This is a genomic window from Chryseobacterium sp. D764, assembly GCF_019317325.1.
Classification (GTDB): domain Bacteria; phylum Bacteroidota; class Bacteroidia; order Flavobacteriales; family Weeksellaceae; genus Chryseobacterium.
This window is the reverse complement of the sequence record NZ_CP079219.1, coordinates 629,207-648,830: the sequence shown is the minus strand read 5'-3', so window position 1 is coordinate 648,830 and position 19,624 is coordinate 629,207. Positions and strand designations below refer to the sequence as shown.

The window sequence follows — 19,624 nt, the reverse complement described above, 5'->3', positions numbered from 1 at the left end:
ATAATTTTTAATATTATTATTTTTTTCATTTCTCTATATTTAGATCAGAAATTTTATTATCTTTTTTAAAGAAATGTAAATATGGATTAGTTAATATTATTTAACAGCATCAGATTTGCATAAACAAAAAAAATAGCCCTATTTTTATTTTATAATTGCGAACAATATTTTTTAATCAAATTTTAAATAATCGTTGTAAAAAGCGGGATTTCCAAAATATTTTTTGGAGAAAAAAGATTCTTTTAGTGTTGAAAAAACATTAAATTTGCGACATTGATATTATGGATAAAAAGACACAAAAAAAACAGACTGAATCGCCTGAAGCAGGCAAAATTTTATCTAAGCCGCGTATTTTTTCCGGGCTTACTTTTATACTTTTATCGGTTGTTCTTGCATTCTCATTCATTTCTTATTTAATGAACTGGAAAGCAGACCAAAGCCAGGCAGGAACAATGCTGGACAAGAGTATAAAATCTTCCAATATCTTTGGCAAGGCTGGTGATTGGCTGGGGAATATTTTCATTTTCGAAAGTATTGGTATTGCTTCATTCATCATTGCATTTTTATTTCTTGTAGTCGGCACACTGATTCTTAAGAAGAAAATCTTCAAACCATGGAAAACCTTCGGGCACTCTTTATTCTTTATCTGCTGGCTTCCGATTTTTATGGGAGCACTTACGAAAGGGCAAGGTGTTTTAGGAGGAGTGTACGGATATCAGGTTATGGATTACCTTAATTCTATTATTGGAACGGTAGGCCTATGGACTGTATTAGTGTCAAGCATTCTTTTATATTTTATTCTTGAATTTAATCTTCGTCCAAGTTCTATCAAAGCAAAGCTGGATAAGATCAATGAAAATACTATTGGAAAAGTAAAATCTATGATTCCTGATTCTGATGATGATTTCGAGGCAGATGAGGAGTTGAAAGAAGAAGCTGAAGAAGTTGAAGAAACAGCTGCATCCCGGGTTACGGTAAGTGATGTTACCAATAGCACTTCCAATAATTCAATCAATACTGTGAGAGAACCAGAACCTGTAAGCATTCCAAAAGGATTTCCAGAAGTTCCGGTTTCAACCGATATAGAAACTATTACGACTCCTAACCACACTTCTTTTGAAGCGGAGCCGGTAAGTTTAAATCTTTCTGCAAAACCCATTGTTCCGGTTTCTACTCCGGAAGAAGCATTTGATATCAGACCATCTGCTCCATCTTCCGCTGTAAACACTGCACCGGCACAGGAAAATATTAAATTCAATATAGAAGTAGCTCCTGTAATTGACATTCTGGACGATTCTGAGAAGCAATCACAGGAACTTGTAGAAAAACACGGTTTGTATGATCATAAGCTGGATCTGGCTAAATTCCAAATGCCGCCTGTAGAATTGCTGAAGGACTATGGCAGTGAAGAAATTTCCATCAATAAAGAAGAATTAGAAGAAAATAAAAATAAGATCGTTGGACTTCTGAAAAACTTCAACGTCGGAATTGCAGAGATCAAGGCAACAATTGGTCCTACTGTTACATTATATGAAATTGTACCGGAAGCAGGAATCCGGGTAGCTGCTATTAAAAAACTGCAGGATGATATCGCATTGAACCTTTCCGCTTTAGGAATAAGGATTATTGCTCCAATGCCTGGAAAAGGAACAATTGGTATTGAAGTACCAAGAAAAAATCCTACAATGGTTTCTATGCGCTCTGTAATTGCTTCTCAGAAATTCCAGAATACAGATATGGATCTTCCCGTGGTTTTCGGAAAAACGATCTCTAATGAAATTTTCATGGCCGATCTTTCAAAGATGCCTCACTTATTGATGGCCGGAGCAACAGGTCAGGGTAAATCTGTAGGGATTAATGCCATTCTTACTTCCCTTCTTTACAAAAAACATCCAAGCGAGCTGAAGTTTGTGATGGTAGACCCTAAAAAAGTTGAACTTTCATTATATTCAAAAATTGAAAGACATTATTTAGCGAAACTGCCGGATGCAGAAGAAGCAATCATTACAGATACCAATAAAGTAATCAATACCCTGAACTCTCTGTGTATTGAGATGGATACCCGATATGACCTTCTTAAAAATGCTTTCTGTAAAAACTTAAAAGAATACAATAAGAAATTTGCAGAAAGAAAGTTAAACCCTGAAAACGGTCACCGCTTCTTACCTTACATCGTATTGGTAGTAGACGAGTTTGCAGATTTGATCATGACAGCTGGAAAAGAGGTTGAATTACCAATTGCCAGATTGGCACAGCTTGCCAGAGCTGTAGGTATCCACCTTATTGTAGCAACACAGAGACCGTCTGTAAACGTAATTACAGGGATGATCAAGGCCAACTTCCCTGCGAGAGCAGCCTTCAGAGTAATCTCCAGTGTAGACTCCAGAACCATTCTTGATTCTCCGGGAGCAGACCAGCTGATTGGTAAAGGAGATATGCTTTATTTCAACGGAAATGAGATCCTGAGACTTCAGTGTGCTTTCGTAGATACACCAGAAGTGGAAAGACTTGCTGAATTTATCGGAGAACAGAAAGGATATGCTTCTGCATTCTTACTTCCTGAATATGTTTCTGAAGACTCTACAAGTACAGTAGGTGCTTTTGACCCGAACGAAAAAGATGCTCTTTTTGAAGATGCAGCCAGAATTATTGTTTCCACTCAGCAGGGATCTACCTCAATGCTTCAGAGACAATTGAAACTGGGCTATAACAGAGCAGGAAGAATTATGGATCAGCTTGAAGCCAGCGGTATTGTTGGAGGCTTTAACGGAGCTAAAGCAAGAGAGGTTCTGATCAGCGATCTTCATTCTTTGGAACAGTTTTTGGAAGATCTGCGTAGTTAAGGGAAAAATCGAATGATTTAACCTTTCCAAATTAAAAATGTCTAAAGATTATTAAATAAAAAAATGAAAAATATTATTTCAAAAGTTATATTAGGAAGTTTTGTTGTAGGTGCAGTAGGTATGGCCAATGCTCAGAAGATTGATGCTAAGGCTAAGAAGATATTGGATGATATTACAGCCAACTACAATTCTAAAAAGAATTCTTACTTCAAATTTTCTTTTGGAAGCGGCCTTAACGGGCAGGTTACGAAAACAGAACCGGGTATTTATTACGTTGCGGGAGAAAAATACAAACTGAAGATTATGGATACAGAACAGATCTTCGACGGAAGCAAGATTTACAATATCAATGCAGATGATATGGAAGTAACAGTCGCTAAGCCCAACGGAAGCGGTACCATGTTCTCCCCTATCAACTACCTTACGACTTACAGAAACGATTATAATGTAACTTATAATGGTAAAAAGATGGTCAATGGTGTGAATGCTGATTTTATTAAACTTACTCCGGTAAAAGCAAATGGAATACAGTTCGTATATATTTTTGTAGATTCTGCGAAAAAGCAAATGGTAAAACTGGAACAACACGGAAACAACAAAGATGTGGCAGTAATTGCGATAAAAGAATACAAAGAAAATCAGCAGCTGGATCCTAATATGTTTGTTTTTGACAAAAATAAGTTTAAAAATTACGTAATTACAGAACTTTAAAAAGCTGAAAGTGAATTGGCAAATACGCAAATTTGCTTTTTAAGTTAAAAAATTAACAAAATATAAAAAGCCACAAGTAAACTTTGTGGCTTTTTGATTAATTTTGGCGCATGGTAAAAATACTAGACCGATATATCATAAAAACCTTCTTTGGACCGTTTTTCTTTATATTCAGCGTATTGTTTTTCATTTTTATTGTAAACATTATCTGGGTTCAGCTAGGGCAATTTATGGGAAAAGGATTAAGCTACTGGCAAATCCTTAAACTTCTTTTTTATCTTGGAGTAAACGTTATAAGCATGGTTCTCCCACTGACAATCCTCCTCGCGAGTATTATGTCATTCGGGGAATTTGGAGAACGCTATGAACTTGCTGCAATGAAAGCAGCAGGAATTCCTTTGACCAGGGTAATGACTCCTCTGCTTGGAATTTCAACAGCCCTTGCGATTATGTTGTTTTTCTTCTCCAATAATATTATCCCTGATTTTCAGAAAAAGGCCAAGAACATGCTTTTCAATATTGCCCAGACAAAACCGGCAATCAACTTTACTCCAGGACAGTTTATTGATCAGATTCCCGGGTATATGGTAAAGTTTGATAAAATATATGGGGAAAACGGAGAAAATATTGAAGGGGTTTTTGTACATAAAAAAGCCAATGCTTATGAAAATCAACAATCTGTTGTAGCAGAAAAAGGAAAGTTTGTTCCGGCAGCTAATAAAAATTTCCTGAAACTTGTACTCTATAATGGATATGTCTTTGAAGATGCCTTTGCCGGAAAAGGCGATAATGTAAGACAGAAACAGCCCGATCAGGCTATTAAATTTGATACATTGGTTTCCCACTTTGACATCAGTGAAATCATTAATAAAGCAATCGAAAAAGAGCAGATCACGGATGACTACCGTTTTCAGACCTATAATCAACTTGACGGAACGATTAACAAAAACAAAAAAGACAATAAGCAGTTCTTTGACAATATCGGTTCCGAGGTTCTTAACCAGACCAATTCCGTTGTAACTTATATGGATAAGGGCAACAAGCATAAAGTAGCTCCAAAAACACAGATCAAACTGGATACGGTAAAAGGAGACAAAAAGCTGGAAATCATTTACAACTCTTACAACAGACTGGATAACCTGAAGTCTACACTGGAGTCTAAAAAGAATGAATACAGTTCCAATGTAAAATATTTCAGCAAGGTTGTCATTTATCAGCAAAGGATTGTAGCGTATTCGGTGACCTGTATTATCTTCTTCCTGATTGGAGCAAGTTTAGGTTCTATCATCAGAAAAGGAGGAATGGGACTTCCTGTAATCATCGCCATTGTGATTTTCATTATCTTTTATGTAATGAATGTTGGGGTAGAAAACATGTCCTGGAGCGGGAAAATGAATCCTTATCTTGCAGCGTGGCTTCCTAACCTGATCCTTCTTCCTTTTGGAGTTTGGATGACGTATAAAGCCCTTACAGATTCGCAATTATTTGATGCTGAAAAATACAAAGCATTATTCAAGCCTATCACCAAAAGGTTTACAAAAAGTAAAGAACATCAGAGATATCAATAATTCTGGTATCAGTAATAAAAGTAAAAAGCTCCGATTTTTTTCGGAGCTTTTTTGTTGAGTTATTTTGGATATAAAAAATTATATTTACCGAAGTTAAAAAACAATACCATGAATAAATTACTACTTATTGGCCTATTCGGTCTTGTTTCGCTGAACACCTATGCCCAGGAACAGGATGAAAATGGAACCTACAACGGTGAAAAATACGGATACATTATTGATAAAAGCGGAAAAAAAACTGAAGGTGTCGTTCATTTGCATGGAGGATACTCCAGCCCATGGCAAAATCAGTTAAAAGTAAAATTTGCAGCCATTGCAGATATTGATAAAGTAAAAAACAAGATCAAGTTTAAAACGTATGACACAGACGATATCAAAGAATATATGCTGTATGAAGGTGATACTCCAAGAATTTTTAAATCAGTTAAATATTCGAATATGAGAGAAGCCCTCAACAGTTCAGAAAGCACAACAGGTTTGGCAGCCGGGTTTAAAGCGATCAATAATCTTTCAAGAACAGATCAGTTTGCAGAAGTGGTAACGGAGGGAAAAATTACGGTTTATAAACTGTATGGCTATCCGACAGCTTTTTCAGCAAACAGTACCCAAGCCATCACTTACGCAGAAACAGAAAGATTAAAAGAAAATCCCAATTATATCTTTTCTAAAAAAGGCGGAAAAGTGGAAGAACTGACTCCGGCAAAAGCAAAAATAATCCTTGCAGACTGCCCGTATGTAAAAGCAAAAATTACTAAAGGAGAATATGGTTCTCTTAAAAATGAAGAGAAGAAAAGAACCGGTCTTGGGAAGTTCATTAGAGATGAAATCAGCAATTCAACAGTAGACAAACTTTCAATTATCAATGAAGTGATTTATGATTACAATGAAAATTGCAAATAAAAAGTAAGGCTTTCAATTGAAGGCCTTTTTTGTACCATTATTTTGTATTTTTATCCAGCCACCAAACTATTTATCTTATGAAAATCCTATTTCTCACAGCAGGTTTATTTCTTGTTTTTTCATGTAAAAATGATAAGGCAGTTCATAAAAAACCTGCTTCAATAGACAGTTCTTTCGAAAAAAAGGATTCAGCACAGACTAACATGGCAGCGGATCCCATTGATCAGATAAAAAAAGAATATGCTGCTCTTCAGATTCAATTGGAGACTAGAAAACTAAGTCAATCAAAGTTTATTTATGATTGTAATGATGAACCTTCAGGTGAAGTCACTTTTCATTCAGACAAAAATGAGATCAAAGTGATAGAGCATTTTTATGCAGAACACAGTCATTTCTCCGGATCTGAAAAATATTTTATAAAAGATGGAAAGCCTTTCTTTATATTCAGACAGGAAACCGTATGGAATTTTGATGGTGGTACTCCGGAAAAACCTATTACTAAAGATGATATTACAGAAACCCGTATTTATGTTCAGCATGGCAAACCCCTGAAATGCCTTGAAAAGAAATACAGTATAAAATCTGATCAAAAAGAAAAAACAGCAGATAATATTCCAAGTAAAGAAGTGCAGTGTAATGCCGATAAATTGCTTACCAACTATCAATCTCTGTTACAGCATAAAGATCAGAAAGGACAAATCAAATGTCTGTAAAAGCAAAAGAGGTTTCCAATAGAAACCTCTTTTTATATTTTAAAACTAAAAATTATGCTTTATAATTTCAGCTTTTTTCATGCTCAGTTTAAAACTTGTAAACAAAGGCATTAATGTTCATTCCTGCCCCTACAGAAGCAAATAATATCACATCATCCTTCTGGATTTTATGATGTTCCAGTTCGTCGTTTAAAATCATAGTCAGCAAAGACGGAATGGTAGCCACACTGCTGTTTCCCAGTTTATGAATAACCATCGGCATTATATTTTCAGGAACCGGTGTATTATACAATTGGTAAAACCTGTTAACAATAGCCTCATCCATCTTTTCATTAGCCTGATGAATAATAATTTTATTCAATTGACTGATAGAATACCCACTGCTGTCCAGACATTTTTTCATGGCATCAGGAACATTTATTAAGGCAAATTCATAAATTTTTCGCCCATCCATTTTGATATATTTTGTATCCGGGCATTTCTCATTGTTGTACGATTTCCCAAAATACAGATAATCTTTCTCCTCAAAGGTATAGGAAGCTGACAAATGGGCCTTTATTCCGGAGTCATCATCGTTGTTCACTTCCAGCACAGCCGCTCCTGCTCCATCAGCATAGATCATACTGTCCCTGTCATGAATATCCACTACACGGGAAAGAGTTTCCCCGCCAATCACCAAGCATCGTTTGGCAATACCAGCTTTAATAAATGCATTAGCCTGTATCACTCCTTCAATCCAGCCGGGGCATCCAAAAAGAACATCGTACGCCACACAGAAGTTATTTCTGATTCCTAACAAATGCTTTACCCTTGCCGCAAGACTGGGAACCGCATCGGATTGAATTGTTCCAAAACGAACATCTCCAAAATTATGGGCAAAAATAATATAGTCTAATGTTTCAGGATCTATTCCTGCATTTTCAATGGCAGCCTTAGCTGCAATAAATCCAAGATCTGAAGTAACCTCTGTACTATGAGCATATCTTCTTTCTTCAATGCCCGTAATTTTTTTTAATTTATCTGTAATAGATGTATTATTTTCTTTTAATAATATCCCCTTTTCATTAAGAAAAATATGCTTATCAAAAAATAGATTGGTTATCATTTCAGATGGTATGTAGTTGCCTACACCAATAATCTTCGTCATCACTTTTAAAATGTTTAATTTCCTGTTTTAAGTTAAGTCTGCAGGAATAATTCTATAAATATAATGAATTAACGCAAATACTCATCAATATATTATGGAATGAGACCTCTTTACGATAAAGTTCTAAACAAAAAAACCAAATACATAGTTTAAAAGCAACAGAACAAGCTTATCTAAAAGAAAAAAAAGAGGCTTTCCATCGAAAACCTCTTTATTATTTTTCAAAAAACCTAAATTATACTTTCATAATTTCAGCTTCTTTTGTCTTAAGATGCTCATCGCAAAGCTTTACATATTTGTCTGTATAGGTCTGAATTTCTTCTTCCACTCCTTTTACAACATCTTCAGAAACTCCGTCCAGTTTTTTAAGTTCTTTCAAACCATCCTGTCTTGCGTTTCTTACAGTTACTTTAGTATTCTCAGCTTCTACTTTAGCCTGTTTTGCAAGCTCTCTTCTTCTTTCTTCTGTCAAAGGCGGAACATTAAGGATGATGTTTTCCCCATTGTTAGAAGGTGCAAAGCCTAAGTTTGAATTGATGATCGCTTTTTCAATCGCATTGATTGCCGTTCTGTCCCAAGGTTGAATAGAGATTGTCATTGCATCCGGAACAGAAACATTTGCCACCTGGTTGATAGGAGTCATTGCTCCATAATATTCTACCATTACATCCTGAACCATTGATGTAGAAGCACGTCCTGCTCTAATTCTTTGAAATGCGTGATCCAGGTGCTTTACAGCTGCATCCATGTCTTGTTTTACAGATTCTAATATAAGATCTAATTCTTCCATTATTATATTAAAGTTTGATAAATTACACATCTATTAATTAATCTGAATATCAATCAGTTAAAATTTACAAATCCTGTAAACATCAGTGTTATTTCACTGTTTAAAACTATTTTTTGCTATTCAGTGCTGCAAAAATAATAATTGTTTTTGAATAATAGGTATTTCACAGATGTATTTTGCGTACTTGTCCTTGCTTTGAAAAAAAGAAGATGGTTTTTAATGATCTTAATTGATGAATTTCAGGTACAAATACCTATAGAATATTTTGGTTATTTCTACTTACCGGTATACCATTTTTAATGGCTTATTTTACTTTATCATTTTAATGAAGTTCTCAATAAAGATTATAATATCACACAAAAGAGAATTTTATGTAAAATAATTCATAATCATTTTATCAACTAATTTTAAACCAATCACATTATGACAAATCCATCTTTAGATGCCTATCAACAAGTATTTGGTATGGCAGGTCTTGCAAACCGTGCGGGAGGCTACAACGGCCTAGGTATCCAATTGCAATTACAGCTTCAGTATGACTTATCTTTTTATTTTAACAATGTTCCTCCTGTTAAAATAATGGGCCAGGAAACGCCTTCAACAGCTGACCCTTCAGTTTTGCCGGTATTAGGAAGCTGGGATCTTGTCTGGGGACCTGCCCTGATTGAAGAAAAAGATGAAAAGGGTTTTCCTACAGGAGTTGCTGATAATGCATTATATGTAGCTAAATGTGATGCTCTCGCATTTCCGGGAGGTCCTACACTGCCTGCTTACGTTGTGGCTATTGCAGCAACTAATCCTTCATCACTTTACGATTGGGAAACAGAAGATTTCTCAGTTTCAGAAGTGGTGAACTGGACGACTTATAATCCTTCCAATTTCGTTCCAACAGCTTATAATGGTACAGACCCTTATATTTCAAAAGGTACAGCTACCGGTGTAAGTATCCTTCTCGGACTTGAAAGCCCTCATTCTGCAGCTTCCCCGAATACGACACTGCAGCAGTTTCTTGCAGGCTTACATCCGGAACCCGGTACAGCTATTATATTTTGCGGACACAGTCTTGCAGGAGCATTATCACCTACTCTTGCCCTTTATCTGAAAGAAAATAAAGATCTGAATGCTTTCGGTGTAACGCTTGTATATCCTACCGCCGGACCAACTCCGGGCGAGGCAGCATTTGCAAGCCTGTTCAACAGTAAATTTCCACCGTTACCACCAGGATGGCAGCAACAAGCAGGTACTTACCAAAGCTGGAATACCATGCACTGGAATGATTTGGACGTAGTGCCTCATGCTTGGCCGGTATCAGAACTGGAAAAAATTGCAACAATATATGGTCAGGCTCCTACACATATGACGGCCGGCATATTAAATGCTTTACAGAAGATGGCTATTGATGATTCTTCAAAATCAGGAGCCAGCTATACAAGAATACAAAACCAATCGCTTCCAGGTCAGCTGCAACACTCAAGCAGTTCCTCAATTAGCATCAAAACACCTCCTGAAACTTTGCAAGACTATATGCTTCAGTTATCAGTACAACATGTGGGCATGTATAATGGTATTCCCGCGACAAAGTCTGATCCTCAGGTAAACGGTCTTATTTTACAACAGCCATTACCCAAACCTGATGTTGTGAAACTGGTACCGGGAGTAACTGCGGTGACCGAACTTGAGATGATCATGAAAATAATAAATCAGATCATTGAATGGGTTTTCTCCCATTACACGTTGGTTGAAAAGGAAAATGCCACGCAAAATGTTGAGGCAGATCAATAAATATTAAAACCAATATAAAACAAAAACACCTGCCACAATAATCATGGCAGGTGTTCTTATATTTTTTAGTTCTAGGATTGATTATAAATTAACCAAAGTACCTACATTCTCTCCGTCTACAATTTTTGACAGGTTACCATCTTTATTCATATCGAATACAATAATTGGCAACTTGTTTTCGTGGCTCAAGGTAAAGGCAGTCATATCCATTACCTTAAGGTTTTTTTCAAATACTTCATCAAAAGATAATGAATTGTATTTTACAGCATCAGCATTTTTTTCAGGATCGCTGTCATAGATTCCGTCTACTCTTGTTCCTTTTAAGATCACATCAGCTCCAATTTCGATTGCTCTTAGAGTAGCCGCTGTATCTGTAGTAAAATAAGGGTTTCCTGTACCTGCTCCGAAGATTACGACTCTTCCTTTTTCAAGGTGTCTTACAGCTCTTCTTTTGATGAAAGGTTCAGCTACTTTATCCATTTCGATAGCAGACTGAAGTCTTGTTTTGATTCCTGCATCTTCCAATGCTCCCTGCAATGCCATACCATTGATTACAGTTGCCAGCATTCCCATATAGTCTCCCTGCACTCTATCCATACCTTTTGCAGCTCCTGCAACACCACGGAAAATATTTCCTCCTCCAATGACGATCGCAACTTCACAGCCTTTTTCGACTACTCTCTTGATCTCAACGGCATATTCCTGCAGTCTTTCGGTATCAATACCATATTGTCTGTTTCCCATTAAGGCCTCACCGCTTAGTTTCAGAAGGATTCTTTTATATTTCATCTTTTATTTTTAGTAACTTTTTATTAGTATGGGTTTCCCCTGAATTTGATTTTGCAAATATAATCATTAAAGATATTGATGAAAGAAAAATATTTAAATAGAAATAATGTAAGAAATATTTTGAAAAGTACGAAAAAGGATTATTTTTGCATTAATTATAAATTGAGTTGAAGAAAATTATCATTTTTTCATTATTTCTATCAGGAATTGTTTCTTATGCGCAAACAGGAACAAATGTTTATCCGTTCTTAAATGTACCTGTATCTGCAAGACAGGCTGCTTTGGGTGGTGATGCAATTTCGATAAGAGATTATGATGTTTCCTTTGCTATTGCAAACCCTGCCCTGTTAAATAGAGATTCTGACAAACAGCTTTCTGTAAACGCAACAGCTTATCTTGCCGATTCAAAATACGGAACTATTGCTTATGCCAAAGACTTTGAGAATGGCCATATGGCTACCATCAACGCCAGGTATATGAGCTATGGAAGTACACCGAGAACGGACGAAAGCGGTTTCGAAAACGGAGAATTCAAGGCTTCGGATGTAGCCATTGGTGCAGGTTATGCCTACCAGTTTGAAGAAGACTGGACGATTGGTGGAGGGCTTAATTTCGTTACCTCAAAAATTGACAACTATACTTCTTCCGCAATTTCAGGAACAGCGGGAGTTACCTATCATAATAAAAAGAACAAAGAAGTAGCTTCTCTTGTGATGAGAAATTTTGGTTTTCAGCTGAAGTCATTCAATGGAACAAGAGAGAATCTTCCTTTCAGAATTGATCTTGGGTATACCAAAATAATCAAGAACTTCCCTCTTGCAATTACTATTACAGCGCATGATCTTCAGAAATTTGATATTTCTTCAGAATATAACCTGGACGGACAGAAAGTGAATGCCGGCAGAAAAATAGCAGATCACTTTTCATTGGGAGCTGAATTGTTTCCGGAAAAAAACTTCAACATCCGATTGGGATATAATGTAAAAAGAGGAAATGAGCTGGCAGTTGCAGATCAAAGAAACTTCTCAGGACTTTCTGCAGGATTTGGAGTAAAAGTTTCCAGATTCCGCATAGATTATGCTCATGTAAGATATCACAACTCTTCCAATGTCAATCAGATAGGAATTTCCATGGACCTTTCCAGCCACAGAGGAGAGTAATCTTTTCGGCTGAAATTTTCTTAATTATTCTGAAATTTTCTTACTTCCTCTTGATTTTTAAGAAAAAATCTTGAAATTTGCAGTATGAAAAAACCTGTAATTGCTATCGATGGGTACTCGTCTACCGGAAAAAGTTCTATCTCTAAAATCATTGCAGATAAACTGGGACTTATTCATATGGACACAGGAGCTCTTTACCGAGGAGTTACCTGGTATGCATTGCAGCATTGTCTGGACGAAAATGGAGGAATTGATCTGAATACATTATTCTCTTCCTTAGACCAGATCCGCCTTGAGTTTAAAAACAACGACGGAACACTTATCCTTTTTCTTAATGACACGGATATCTCCAAAGAAATCCGTACCAATATAGTATCTGACAATGTAAGCCTTGTTGCCAAACAAAAAGAAGTAAGAGACTTTTTGCTTCAGTCACAGCGCACTTTGGCAGAAAAAGGAGGTGTCATTATGGACGGACGTGACATTGGGACAGTAGTTCTGCCAAATGCGGACTATAAATTCTTTCTTACTGCCAGTATTGATGAAAGAACCAGCAGAAGGTTCCTGGAACTGCAAGGTATGGGAATTGAAGCAGATAAAGAGCAGGTAAAGCAGAACCTTATAGAGCGTGATAAGATTGACAGCGAGCGCGAAATAGCCCCTTTGAAGCAGGCTGAAGACGCTATCGTTATTGATAACTCAGAATTGACCAAAGAAGAAACTATTGAACTTATTTTATCTCACATCGAAAAGATTTAACAATTTTTAATAGGCCTCAAGCCCCCTTTGGTATACAAATTGTAAGTTTTATTACTGTAAAAACTAATCTATTATTAATTATTAAAAAACTTAAAATGTCTAGAAAAGGAAATAATACAGCAGGTATATTGGCAGGACTTCTTGCAGGTGCTGCGGCAGGTGTAATCTTAGGAATGCTTTATGCACCGGAAGAAGGTAAAGAAACCAGAAAAAAAATAAAGGATAAGGCAAATGATCTTAAAGATCAGGCTAAAAATAAATACGGAGAGGTTTCTGAAAAAGTAAAAGACCAATATGGCAATATTTCTTCTACTTTCAAAGAAACTGCAAACAGCGTAGCACATACTGTGAAAGACGGATATGACAAATATAAAGATCAAATTGTTTCTAAAACTGCAGATTTGGCAAAAGATGTAGAAGCAGAACTGAATGATCTGAAAAAATAAGTAATTTATCTTTTTTAAGTAAATTACAGAAAGGAACTTTTGTGCAAAAGTTCCTTTTTTTGTAACTTTAAAAAAAAACAATGATAGAAACTATTAAAGAATACGCCTCCAAGAGAATAGATCTTCTGAAAATTGAAGCGACTGAAAAGTCGTCCCTTTCTGCCGGGCTCATTACTTACTTTGTAGTACTGCTTGTTGCTTTTGCTTTTTTTATTATCCTTTTCAATTTTGGAATCGCTTTCCTTATTGGAAAAGCACTGGATAATTACTCTTACGGATTCTTAATTGTTGCTGCATTCTATGCACTGGTAATGGCATTTGTTGTTGCCTTCAAAACGAAGATCGTAAATGCTGTTGCAGATCAGGTTATTAAATTTTTAAATCATTAAACTATGGGCAGAAAATACGAGAGCATAGAAGAATTAAGAAGAAAGAAAAAACTGCTTCAAGGTGAAATAAATGATCTGGAGAATCTTCTTACCTTCAAAAACACAAAGGAAAGCCTAAGTGCATTTACCAATGGATTAAGCGACCAATATCTTCAGGAAAAAATAGATGAAGACGGTGATGAAAAAGTGGTTCTGAGAAAGGACGTCATTGCCAAACAGCTTACCTCAGAAGTAAAAGATCTACTGATTAACAAAAATACAGCTGTAGGAATTGCAAGCTCCGCTTTCAAAGGAGGGAATATTACGGACAGCCTTGTTAAACTAGGGGTTACCGCTATCGTAGGAAACTACGCCAAAAAGAATATGAAAAGCTCCAACTGGAAGAAAAAACTGATTGGTGCGGCATTAATCTACCTCGCTCCTATAGCGTTGAAGTATGTCAGAAAAAAGATGGAAGTATATCAGAAAAATAAAAGTGTTTCCAGCATGGAACAATTGATATAAGGAATTAGGGCTTAGGATTTAGAAAATAATGTTATATTTTCACTCCCTAAGCCCTAATTTCTAAGTTTTATTTTGAAAATAACTGTCCTAAAATAATCCCGGCAGCCATGGATACATTCAGGCTTTCTGTAGACTGGGATTTTCCAAATCTCGGGATGCTGATACTTTTTTGTAAAAGTTTTTCAGTTTCCGGTCTCATTCCATTCCCTTCATTTCCTAAGATCAGATTGATCTTTTCAGGTTTTTCAAATGTATAAATGTTCTCCCCTTCCATATCCGTTCCGATATTTACATTTTCTGTTGCAGAAAGATATTCCACAAGATCAGTATACACAACATTAACTCTGGTAAAAGAACCCATAGTAGCCTGAATCACTTTCGGATTGTAGACATCTACGGTATCTTCACTGCAGATAATCTGTTCTATTCCGAACCAGTCTGCCAGCCGTATAATGGTTCCTAAATTTCCTGGATCCTGTATTCCATCCAAAACCAGCTGTATATTCTTATCCGCCCATTTTTCTTCCTCAGCAAGATAACATACCGCTACGGAATCTTTTGGTGTTTTAAGAAAACTAATTTTTTTTAATTCATTTTCAGAGATATGAGTAACAGGAATATCAGTACGGTCCAATTTTTGTGGATCGGTTGATAATATTTCTTTAACTTTAAAGTTAGAATTAAAAAGTTCACAAATGATTTTATTACCTTCAACCAAAAACAAATTGTATTTTTGTCTGAACTTCTTTTTATCTAAAGACTGTAAAATTTTTATTGTATGAGCTGTAAGCATTATAAGAATTCTCCTCAAAAATATTATAAAATTATCTCATTTGCAACATTTGTTGGTCTCCTTTATGCTTGTAGTACAACAAAAAAAGTTCCTGAAGGCGAATATCTGCTTACCAAGAACACATTAGGGTTCGAGGATAAGAAAGAATTTTTCGATGAGGAACTCAAAGATTATATTCAGCAAAAGCCTAATAAAAAGCAATTTCTTTTCATGCCATTAAGTCTTCTTCTGTACAATATGGCTGACACGAAATACGATACGATACTTAATGAATATATGACCTATCCCGGAGAGATGAGAAATCAGAAACTGAGAGACTCTTTATTCCTTAAATATAATATGAAAAGCAGTGTTGGAAAAAGCCTGCTGTTCGATCGTTTATTGCATAACTGGGGAACACCGCCAGTGATTCTTGATCAGACCAGAAGTGAAAAAAGTGCTGAATCTATTAAAAAAAGACTTACTTACAGAGGATACTGGGATGCGGATGTAACGTTTAAACATACCCTGGATTCCGCTGCTAAAAAAGCCGCTGTTAATTATTCCATTAAGCATAATGACCCTACCCGAATCAAGGATTATTTTTATAATATTCCGGATCAGGGGATCAAAGGTTACTACAACTATAATTTGAACAGAAGTCTTATAAGATCCGGACAGATACTTGATCAGACTGTTCTTGAAAGAGAAGTCACCCGAATTACTGATCTGATGAGAGAGTTTGGGTTCTATAGATTCAATGCCTCCAATGATGAGGTTTATTTTGTAGCTGACTCTCTCAAAAGCAGAAAACAGGTTCCTTTGACACTGGAAATTCACAAAGATTCTCTGGATACTCCATATAAAATCTCAACTTTCGGAAATATAGATGTTGCGATTGTAGATGAACCGGGTGATTACCCTAAAAACACCAAAAAAGACAGCTTAAGGAGAATAAGATTTCATACGATGAATGATAAATATAAACTTTCATCCATATGGAGAGCTATTATTCCGGACAGTAAAAAAGTTTTCGACCAGACTAAACTTGACGTAACGAAGAGAAACCTTTTGGCGATGAACAATTTCAGCATCGTTAAGGCAAGAGATTCCCTGAGACAAGGAGGAATGGCATCACCTAACGACAGTATTGTTGATGTTTTATATGTACTGAAACCTCTTCCAAAGTATGAATTTAAACTGGGAACAGATATCAATTACTCTCAGCTCTTAAATCTCGGTATCTCTCCTTCCGTAGACCTTACTACCCGTAATGTTTTCAGGGGGGCAGAAAACCTTTCCACGAGTCTTTCAGGAACATTTGGATCTATCAGAAGTACAAAGGATATTGATAAAAGAGTTGCCGCCTATGAAATATCAGCTCAGGCATCTTTGAATTTCCCAAGACTTTTGCTTCCATTTAATTATTATAAATTTATCCCTAAACGATATACGCCTACTTCATCTATTCTGTTGGGGGCGTCCATACAGAACAACATCGGTTTGGGAAGAATTATTTTTAATACAGGACTGAATTATCAGGCAAGTGTTAATGATCAGGTATACCATAAGCTTACTTTATTCAATACTCAGGTCAGTTTAACCAAAAATAAAGATGCTTATTACGACTACTTTGTCAATGACAGAAGAGTAAAAGATGAAGTTTTCGGGAATTATTTTATGTTTAACCCGCAAACTGCACAAACTGGTCAGGATTATAAAGATGGAAAACTAAGCGTAGATGAAGTTTCTAAAGAAATTATCGAGAACGATGCTTACCGTGGAAGTCTGAATCAGCAGGGAACAGATCTTTTAACGGCATTTACCGGAACATTGGTCAACAAAGACAGACAAACGCAGGATGTTCTTATTTCTTCCATGATCTATAACTTTGTATACAGTGAAATTGGGAAAAAGGAATATCCAAACGCATTTTATTTTAATGGGAAAGTTGAGCTTGCAGGAAACATTTTAAGCTTATTCAATAAAAAAGATAACGACGGAGGTGTTGTTACCGGTCCTCAAAAAACCATTTTCGGACTGCCATATGCACAGTTTATAAAATTTGATATTGATGCCAGAAAATATTTCAAATTCAATGGAAACCAGACATTAGTACTTCGCCAGTTTATCGGGGTTGGAATACCGTATGGAAATTCTCAGGATATGCCAATCATCAAATCATATTTCAATGGAGGTTCCAACGATATCAGAGCATGGGTAGCATTTGGAGGATTAGGTCCTGCAGATTCTCAAGTGGATGAAAGAGTACGTACTTATATGACAGACAATTTAAAGCTTACCACCAATATTGAATACCGAATTCCGTTCAATAAAACCTATGAGGGTGCTTTATTTACAGATATAGGAAATACATGGAGTCTTCGTAACTATAATGACGGATATGGAGATGAATTTAAATTTAATAAGTTCCTGAAGCAGGTAGGTATCGGAAGTGGATTTGGATTAAGATTGAATATCGCGTATGTAACGGCCAGAATTGACCTTGCTTACAAGATCTATGACCCGAATAAACCTGATGGAAACCGATGGAGATTCAAATATTTCCAGCCTTTTAAACCCACTGTTAATATCGCGTTCGGATATCCTTTCTAATCCGGAGAAACGCCTAAAATAAAATAGACTACAGCAATCACACGGGCGAGGATTTCCCTCGTCTGGTTTCTGTAGAAGCTTTCAGATTTTGTGACATCCTGAGCATCAAATCCCAAAGCATTCATATCATTGTTTCTTGCAAAAAACAAAGCCCGCAGGTTGTGATATCCCTGAGATACAATGATGACATTTTTCTTTTTATAAACATCCTTACAACGGAGAATACTTTTATAGGTATTGAAACCTTTCGGGTCTTCCATAATAATATCTTCCGGAACACCTTCCAGATAAACCAGATAATTTTTCATTGCTCTCGGTTCATTGTACCCTGTACTCTTCTCCCCGCTCACTATAATTTTCTTGATTTTCCCATGGTGGTAAAGAAGAGCTACAGCATCCATTCTTTTCGTAAAATAGGGATTAGATTTTCCGGATCTCATTTTCGGAGATGTCCCCAGGACCAATGCTACCTCTCTTGGTGGGATTTTTGAGATTTTGGTATAGGTTCTCCCGTTGGTAAGCCCGAAAACCCACACATTACAGAAACATATCATCAGAATTCCCAATTCCAATGATATAAAACCCAGGTTAAATATGTTCCTAATGACTCTCAACTAAGATCAAAGTTAAGCTTTATTTTTTTACTTTTCACAATAGACATGCAAGCCAATATATGCCCCTGCTCTTCTTCTCTTTCAGTAAGATACTCATTCTCCAGCAGTTCCACTTCTCCTTCTTCTAAAGAACATTCACAGCTTCCGCAGATTCCAGACTTGCATGAATAAGGAACCGGAAACTTCTGAATCAGAAGCTGCTGCAGGATTTTGTCCTTGTTATCAGGAAGATGAGTTGTATATTTTTTTCCAAGCATGGTAAATTCAACCTCTATATCTTCAATCAGAGGAAATTCTTTTTCTACAGGATAAATATCATCATTAAATTCCTCAAAAAGTTCAAAATGGATGTTCTTTTTCGGAATTCCGTGGTGATAACAGGCATTGGCCAGTGTCTTGATCATTTCTCCTTTTCCGCAGATCAGCACTTCGTCCACCGCATCCCAGATCGTAGATTCTTCATCGGTATCATCCAAATGGAGAATCTGATTGATGATAAGATTTAATTTCTTGGCATCCAATCTGCCATAAAAAAACTGATCTCCTGTTTTCTCCTGTGAGAAGAAATAAAATATCTGAAGTCTGTCACCACATGTTCTGGCAAGATTATCCAATTGATCAAGGTATACCAGGTCTTCTGAACTTTTATTTCCAAAAAATAAAAATAACCGGGTTCTGGGTTCTGTATGAAGAATATTCTTAAAGTGGCTCAAAATCGGGGTAATTCCAATACCGGCAGCAAAGGCTACAATGGTTCTGAACTCACTTGGCTTAGAAACCAATGTAAATCTTCCTGCAGGTTCACTCACCCATAGAATATCATCCGCATCATAGTTTTGAAATAACTGGGAAGCAGCACCTTCAGGGGAATTCATCTTTATTCCTAAACATATTTTCCCCTCATAAGGTGCCGAAGTCATTGAGTAATCATTAATAACCTCTTTACCATATGCCTGAAATTTTATACTGACGAACTGCCCGGCTTCAAACCTGAAATTTTCTTTTAAATTCTCAGGAATATCAAACTCCAGAGAAAAAGTATTTTTGGTCAGCTCTTCCTTTTTCGCTATTTTTAACGGATGAAACTGTATCAGTTTTCCTTTATAGATTTGTTGTTCCAT

18 protein-coding genes are annotated in these 19,624 nt (G+C 36.2%); 12 read left to right on the top strand and 6 right to left on the bottom strand.

Annotated features, from left to right (window positions below; genetic code table 11):
* Nucleotides 1–281 precede the first annotated feature (281 nt).
* From KYG33_RS02800 to KYG33_RS02780, 5 genes are all read left to right on the top strand, one after another.
* On the top strand, nucleotides 282–2,843 hold the full coding sequence (locus KYG33_RS02800; RefSeq protein WP_077417753.1) for an FtsK/SpoIIIE family DNA translocase: 2,562 nt from the start codon (nucleotides 282–284) through the stop codon (nucleotides 2,841–2,843).
* 63 nt (nucleotides 2,844–2,906) lie between these two features.
* Nucleotides 2,907–3,554 (top strand): LolA family protein, encoded by a 648-nt coding sequence (locus tag KYG33_RS02795; protein WP_219072635.1) that lies wholly within the window; start codon nucleotides 2,907–2,909, stop codon nucleotides 3,552–3,554.
* Between the two features lie 110 nt (nucleotides 3,555–3,664).
* Nucleotides 3,665–5,122, top strand: coding sequence for an LptF/LptG family permease (locus KYG33_RS02790; protein WP_077417757.1), 1,458 nt, complete (start codon nucleotides 3,665–3,667; stop codon nucleotides 5,120–5,122).
* A 108-nt stretch (nucleotides 5,123–5,230) separates the two neighbouring features.
* Nucleotides 5,231–6,022, top strand: coding sequence for a hypothetical protein (locus tag KYG33_RS02785; RefSeq protein WP_219072634.1), 792 nt, complete (start codon nucleotides 5,231–5,233; stop codon nucleotides 6,020–6,022).
* Between the two features lie 77 nt (nucleotides 6,023–6,099).
* Nucleotides 6,100–6,735 carry a hypothetical protein gene (locus KYG33_RS02780; protein ID WP_219072633.1) on the top strand — a complete coding sequence of 212 codons (636 nt, stop codon included), beginning with the start codon at nucleotides 6,100–6,102 and terminating at the stop codon, nucleotides 6,733–6,735.
* 88 nt (nucleotides 6,736–6,823) lie between these two features.
* Here the strand turns inward: KYG33_RS02780 and KYG33_RS02775 are convergent, their stop codons facing one another.
* Together KYG33_RS02775 and frr are read right to left on the bottom strand one after the other, a co-directional pair.
* Nucleotides 6,824–7,885: a 3-oxoacyl-ACP synthase III family protein gene (locus KYG33_RS02775; RefSeq protein WP_077417763.1), complete on the bottom strand. Its 1,062-nt coding sequence runs from the start codon at nucleotides 7,883–7,885 to the stop codon at nucleotides 6,824–6,826.
* Nucleotides 7,886–8,117: 232 nt separating this feature from the next.
* On the bottom strand, nucleotides 8,118–8,672 hold the full coding sequence (gene frr / locus KYG33_RS02770) for a ribosome recycling factor (protein ID WP_047384743.1): 555 nt from the start codon (nucleotides 8,670–8,672) through the stop codon (nucleotides 8,118–8,120).
* A gap of 423 nt (nucleotides 8,673–9,095) precedes the next feature.
* Here frr and KYG33_RS02765 point away from each other — a divergent pair, with 423 nt between their 5' ends.
* The gene (locus tag KYG33_RS02765) at nucleotides 9,096–10,454 is read left to right on the top strand and encodes a lipase family protein (RefSeq protein WP_219072632.1); all 1,359 of its coding nucleotides are present in this window, start codon (nucleotides 9,096–9,098) and stop codon (nucleotides 10,452–10,454) included.
* 81 nt (nucleotides 10,455–10,535) lie between these two features.
* Here KYG33_RS02765 and pyrH read toward each other — a convergent pair whose 3' ends face one another.
* Entirely contained in the window at nucleotides 10,536–11,243 is a 708-nt protein-coding gene (pyrH, locus tag KYG33_RS02760) for a UMP kinase (protein ID WP_077417767.1), read from the bottom strand.
* 167 nt (nucleotides 11,244–11,410) lie between these two features.
* On the opposite strand from pyrH, the gene porQ reads away from it, so the two are divergent.
* The 5 genes from porQ (at nucleotide 11,411) to KYG33_RS02735 (ending at nucleotide 14,501) form a co-directional block, all read left to right on the top strand.
* Complete coding sequence (gene porQ, locus KYG33_RS02755) at nucleotides 11,411–12,403, top strand: type IX secretion system protein PorQ (RefSeq protein ID WP_219072631.1); 993 nt, start codon at nucleotides 11,411–11,413, stop codon at nucleotides 12,401–12,403.
* Nucleotides 12,404–12,487: 84 nt separating this feature from the next.
* Nucleotides 12,488–13,162 carry a (d)CMP kinase gene (gene cmk / locus KYG33_RS02750; protein WP_180563664.1) on the top strand — a complete coding sequence of 225 codons (675 nt, stop codon included), beginning with the start codon at nucleotides 12,488–12,490 and terminating at the stop codon, nucleotides 13,160–13,162.
* 95 nt (nucleotides 13,163–13,257) lie between these two features.
* Nucleotides 13,258–13,608 carry a YtxH domain-containing protein gene (locus KYG33_RS02745; protein ID WP_047384732.1) on the top strand — a complete coding sequence of 117 codons (351 nt, stop codon included), beginning with the start codon at nucleotides 13,258–13,260 and terminating at the stop codon, nucleotides 13,606–13,608.
* An 80-nt stretch (nucleotides 13,609–13,688) separates the two neighbouring features.
* Complete coding sequence (locus KYG33_RS02740) at nucleotides 13,689–13,997, top strand: phage holin family protein (protein ID WP_077417773.1); 309 nt, start codon at nucleotides 13,689–13,691, stop codon at nucleotides 13,995–13,997.
* Between the two features lie 3 nt (nucleotides 13,998–14,000).
* Nucleotides 14,001–14,501, top strand: a complete 501-nt coding sequence (locus tag KYG33_RS02735; protein ID WP_077417775.1) for a phosphoribosyl-ATP pyrophosphatase — start codon at nucleotides 14,001–14,003, stop codon at nucleotides 14,499–14,501.
* 67 nt (nucleotides 14,502–14,568) lie between these two features.
* Here the strand turns inward: KYG33_RS02735 and KYG33_RS02730 are convergent, their stop codons facing one another.
* Complete coding sequence (locus tag KYG33_RS02730) at nucleotides 14,569–15,294, bottom strand: TrmH family RNA methyltransferase (protein WP_180563663.1); 726 nt, start codon at nucleotides 15,292–15,294, stop codon at nucleotides 14,569–14,571.
* Between KYG33_RS02730 and KYG33_RS02725 the strand changes: the two genes are divergently transcribed.
* Nucleotides 15,280–17,889, top strand: a complete 2,610-nt coding sequence (locus KYG33_RS02725) for a BamA/TamA family outer membrane protein (protein WP_219072630.1) — start codon at nucleotides 15,280–15,282, stop codon at nucleotides 17,887–17,889. The genes KYG33_RS02730 and KYG33_RS02725 overlap by 15 nt on opposite strands.
* Here the strand turns inward: KYG33_RS02725 and KYG33_RS02720 are convergent.
* A complete protein-coding gene (locus tag KYG33_RS02720; protein WP_410493603.1) occupies nucleotides 17,886–18,443 on the bottom strand; it encodes a vancomycin high temperature exclusion protein in 558 nt (185 codons plus the stop codon). The two genes, KYG33_RS02725 and KYG33_RS02720, sit on opposite strands and share 4 nt — an antisense overlap.
* A 56-nt stretch (nucleotides 18,444–18,499) precedes the next feature.
* Nucleotides 18,500–19,624: a ferredoxin--NADP reductase gene (locus KYG33_RS02715; RefSeq protein ID WP_219072629.1), complete on the bottom strand. Its 1,125-nt coding sequence runs from the start codon at nucleotides 19,622–19,624 to the stop codon at nucleotides 18,500–18,502.

Excerpts from the sequence above, each read along its gene's own strand:
- frr (WP_047384743.1), bottom strand. The coding sequence starts at position 8,672 with ATGGAAGAATTAGATCTTATATTAGAATCTGTAAAACAAGACATGGAT.
- KYG33_RS02790 (WP_077417757.1), top strand. The coding sequence starts at position 3,665 with ATGGTAAAAATACTAGACCGATATATCATAAAAACCTTCTTTGGACCG.
- KYG33_RS02725 (WP_219072630.1), top strand. The coding sequence starts at position 15,280 with ATGAGCTGTAAGCATTATAAGAATTCTCCTCAAAAATATTATAAAATT.
- KYG33_RS02730 (WP_180563663.1), bottom strand. The coding sequence starts at position 15,294 with ATGCTTACAGCTCATACAATAAAAATTTTACAGTCTTTAGATAAAAAG.
- KYG33_RS02745 (WP_047384732.1), top strand. The coding sequence starts at position 13,258 with ATGTCTAGAAAAGGAAATAATACAGCAGGTATATTGGCAGGACTTCTT.
- KYG33_RS02785 (WP_219072634.1), top strand. The coding sequence starts at position 5,231 with ATGAATAAATTACTACTTATTGGCCTATTCGGTCTTGTTTCGCTGAAC.
- KYG33_RS02715 (WP_219072629.1), bottom strand. The coding sequence starts at position 19,624 with ATGGAACAACAAATCTATAAAGGAAAACTGATACAGTTTCATCCGTTA.
- KYG33_RS02735 (WP_077417775.1), top strand. The coding sequence starts at position 14,001 with ATGGGCAGAAAATACGAGAGCATAGAAGAATTAAGAAGAAAGAAAAAA.
- pyrH (WP_077417767.1), bottom strand. The coding sequence starts at position 11,243 with ATGAAATATAAAAGAATCCTTCTGAAACTAAGCGGTGAGGCCTTAATG.
- KYG33_RS02720 (WP_410493603.1), bottom strand. The coding sequence starts at position 18,443 with ATGATATGTTTCTGTAATGTGTGGGTTTTCGGGCTTACCAACGGGAGA.
- KYG33_RS02795 (WP_219072635.1), top strand. The coding sequence starts at position 2,907 with ATGAAAAATATTATTTCAAAAGTTATATTAGGAAGTTTTGTTGTAGGT.
- cmk (WP_180563664.1), top strand. The coding sequence starts at position 12,488 with ATGAAAAAACCTGTAATTGCTATCGATGGGTACTCGTCTACCGGAAAA.
- KYG33_RS02765 (WP_219072632.1), top strand. The coding sequence starts at position 9,096 with ATGACAAATCCATCTTTAGATGCCTATCAACAAGTATTTGGTATGGCA.
- KYG33_RS02740 (WP_077417773.1), top strand. The coding sequence starts at position 13,689 with ATGATAGAAACTATTAAAGAATACGCCTCCAAGAGAATAGATCTTCTG.
- KYG33_RS02780 (WP_219072633.1), top strand. The coding sequence starts at position 6,100 with ATGAAAATCCTATTTCTCACAGCAGGTTTATTTCTTGTTTTTTCATGT.
- KYG33_RS02800 (WP_077417753.1), top strand. The coding sequence starts at position 282 with ATGGATAAAAAGACACAAAAAAAACAGACTGAATCGCCTGAAGCAGGC.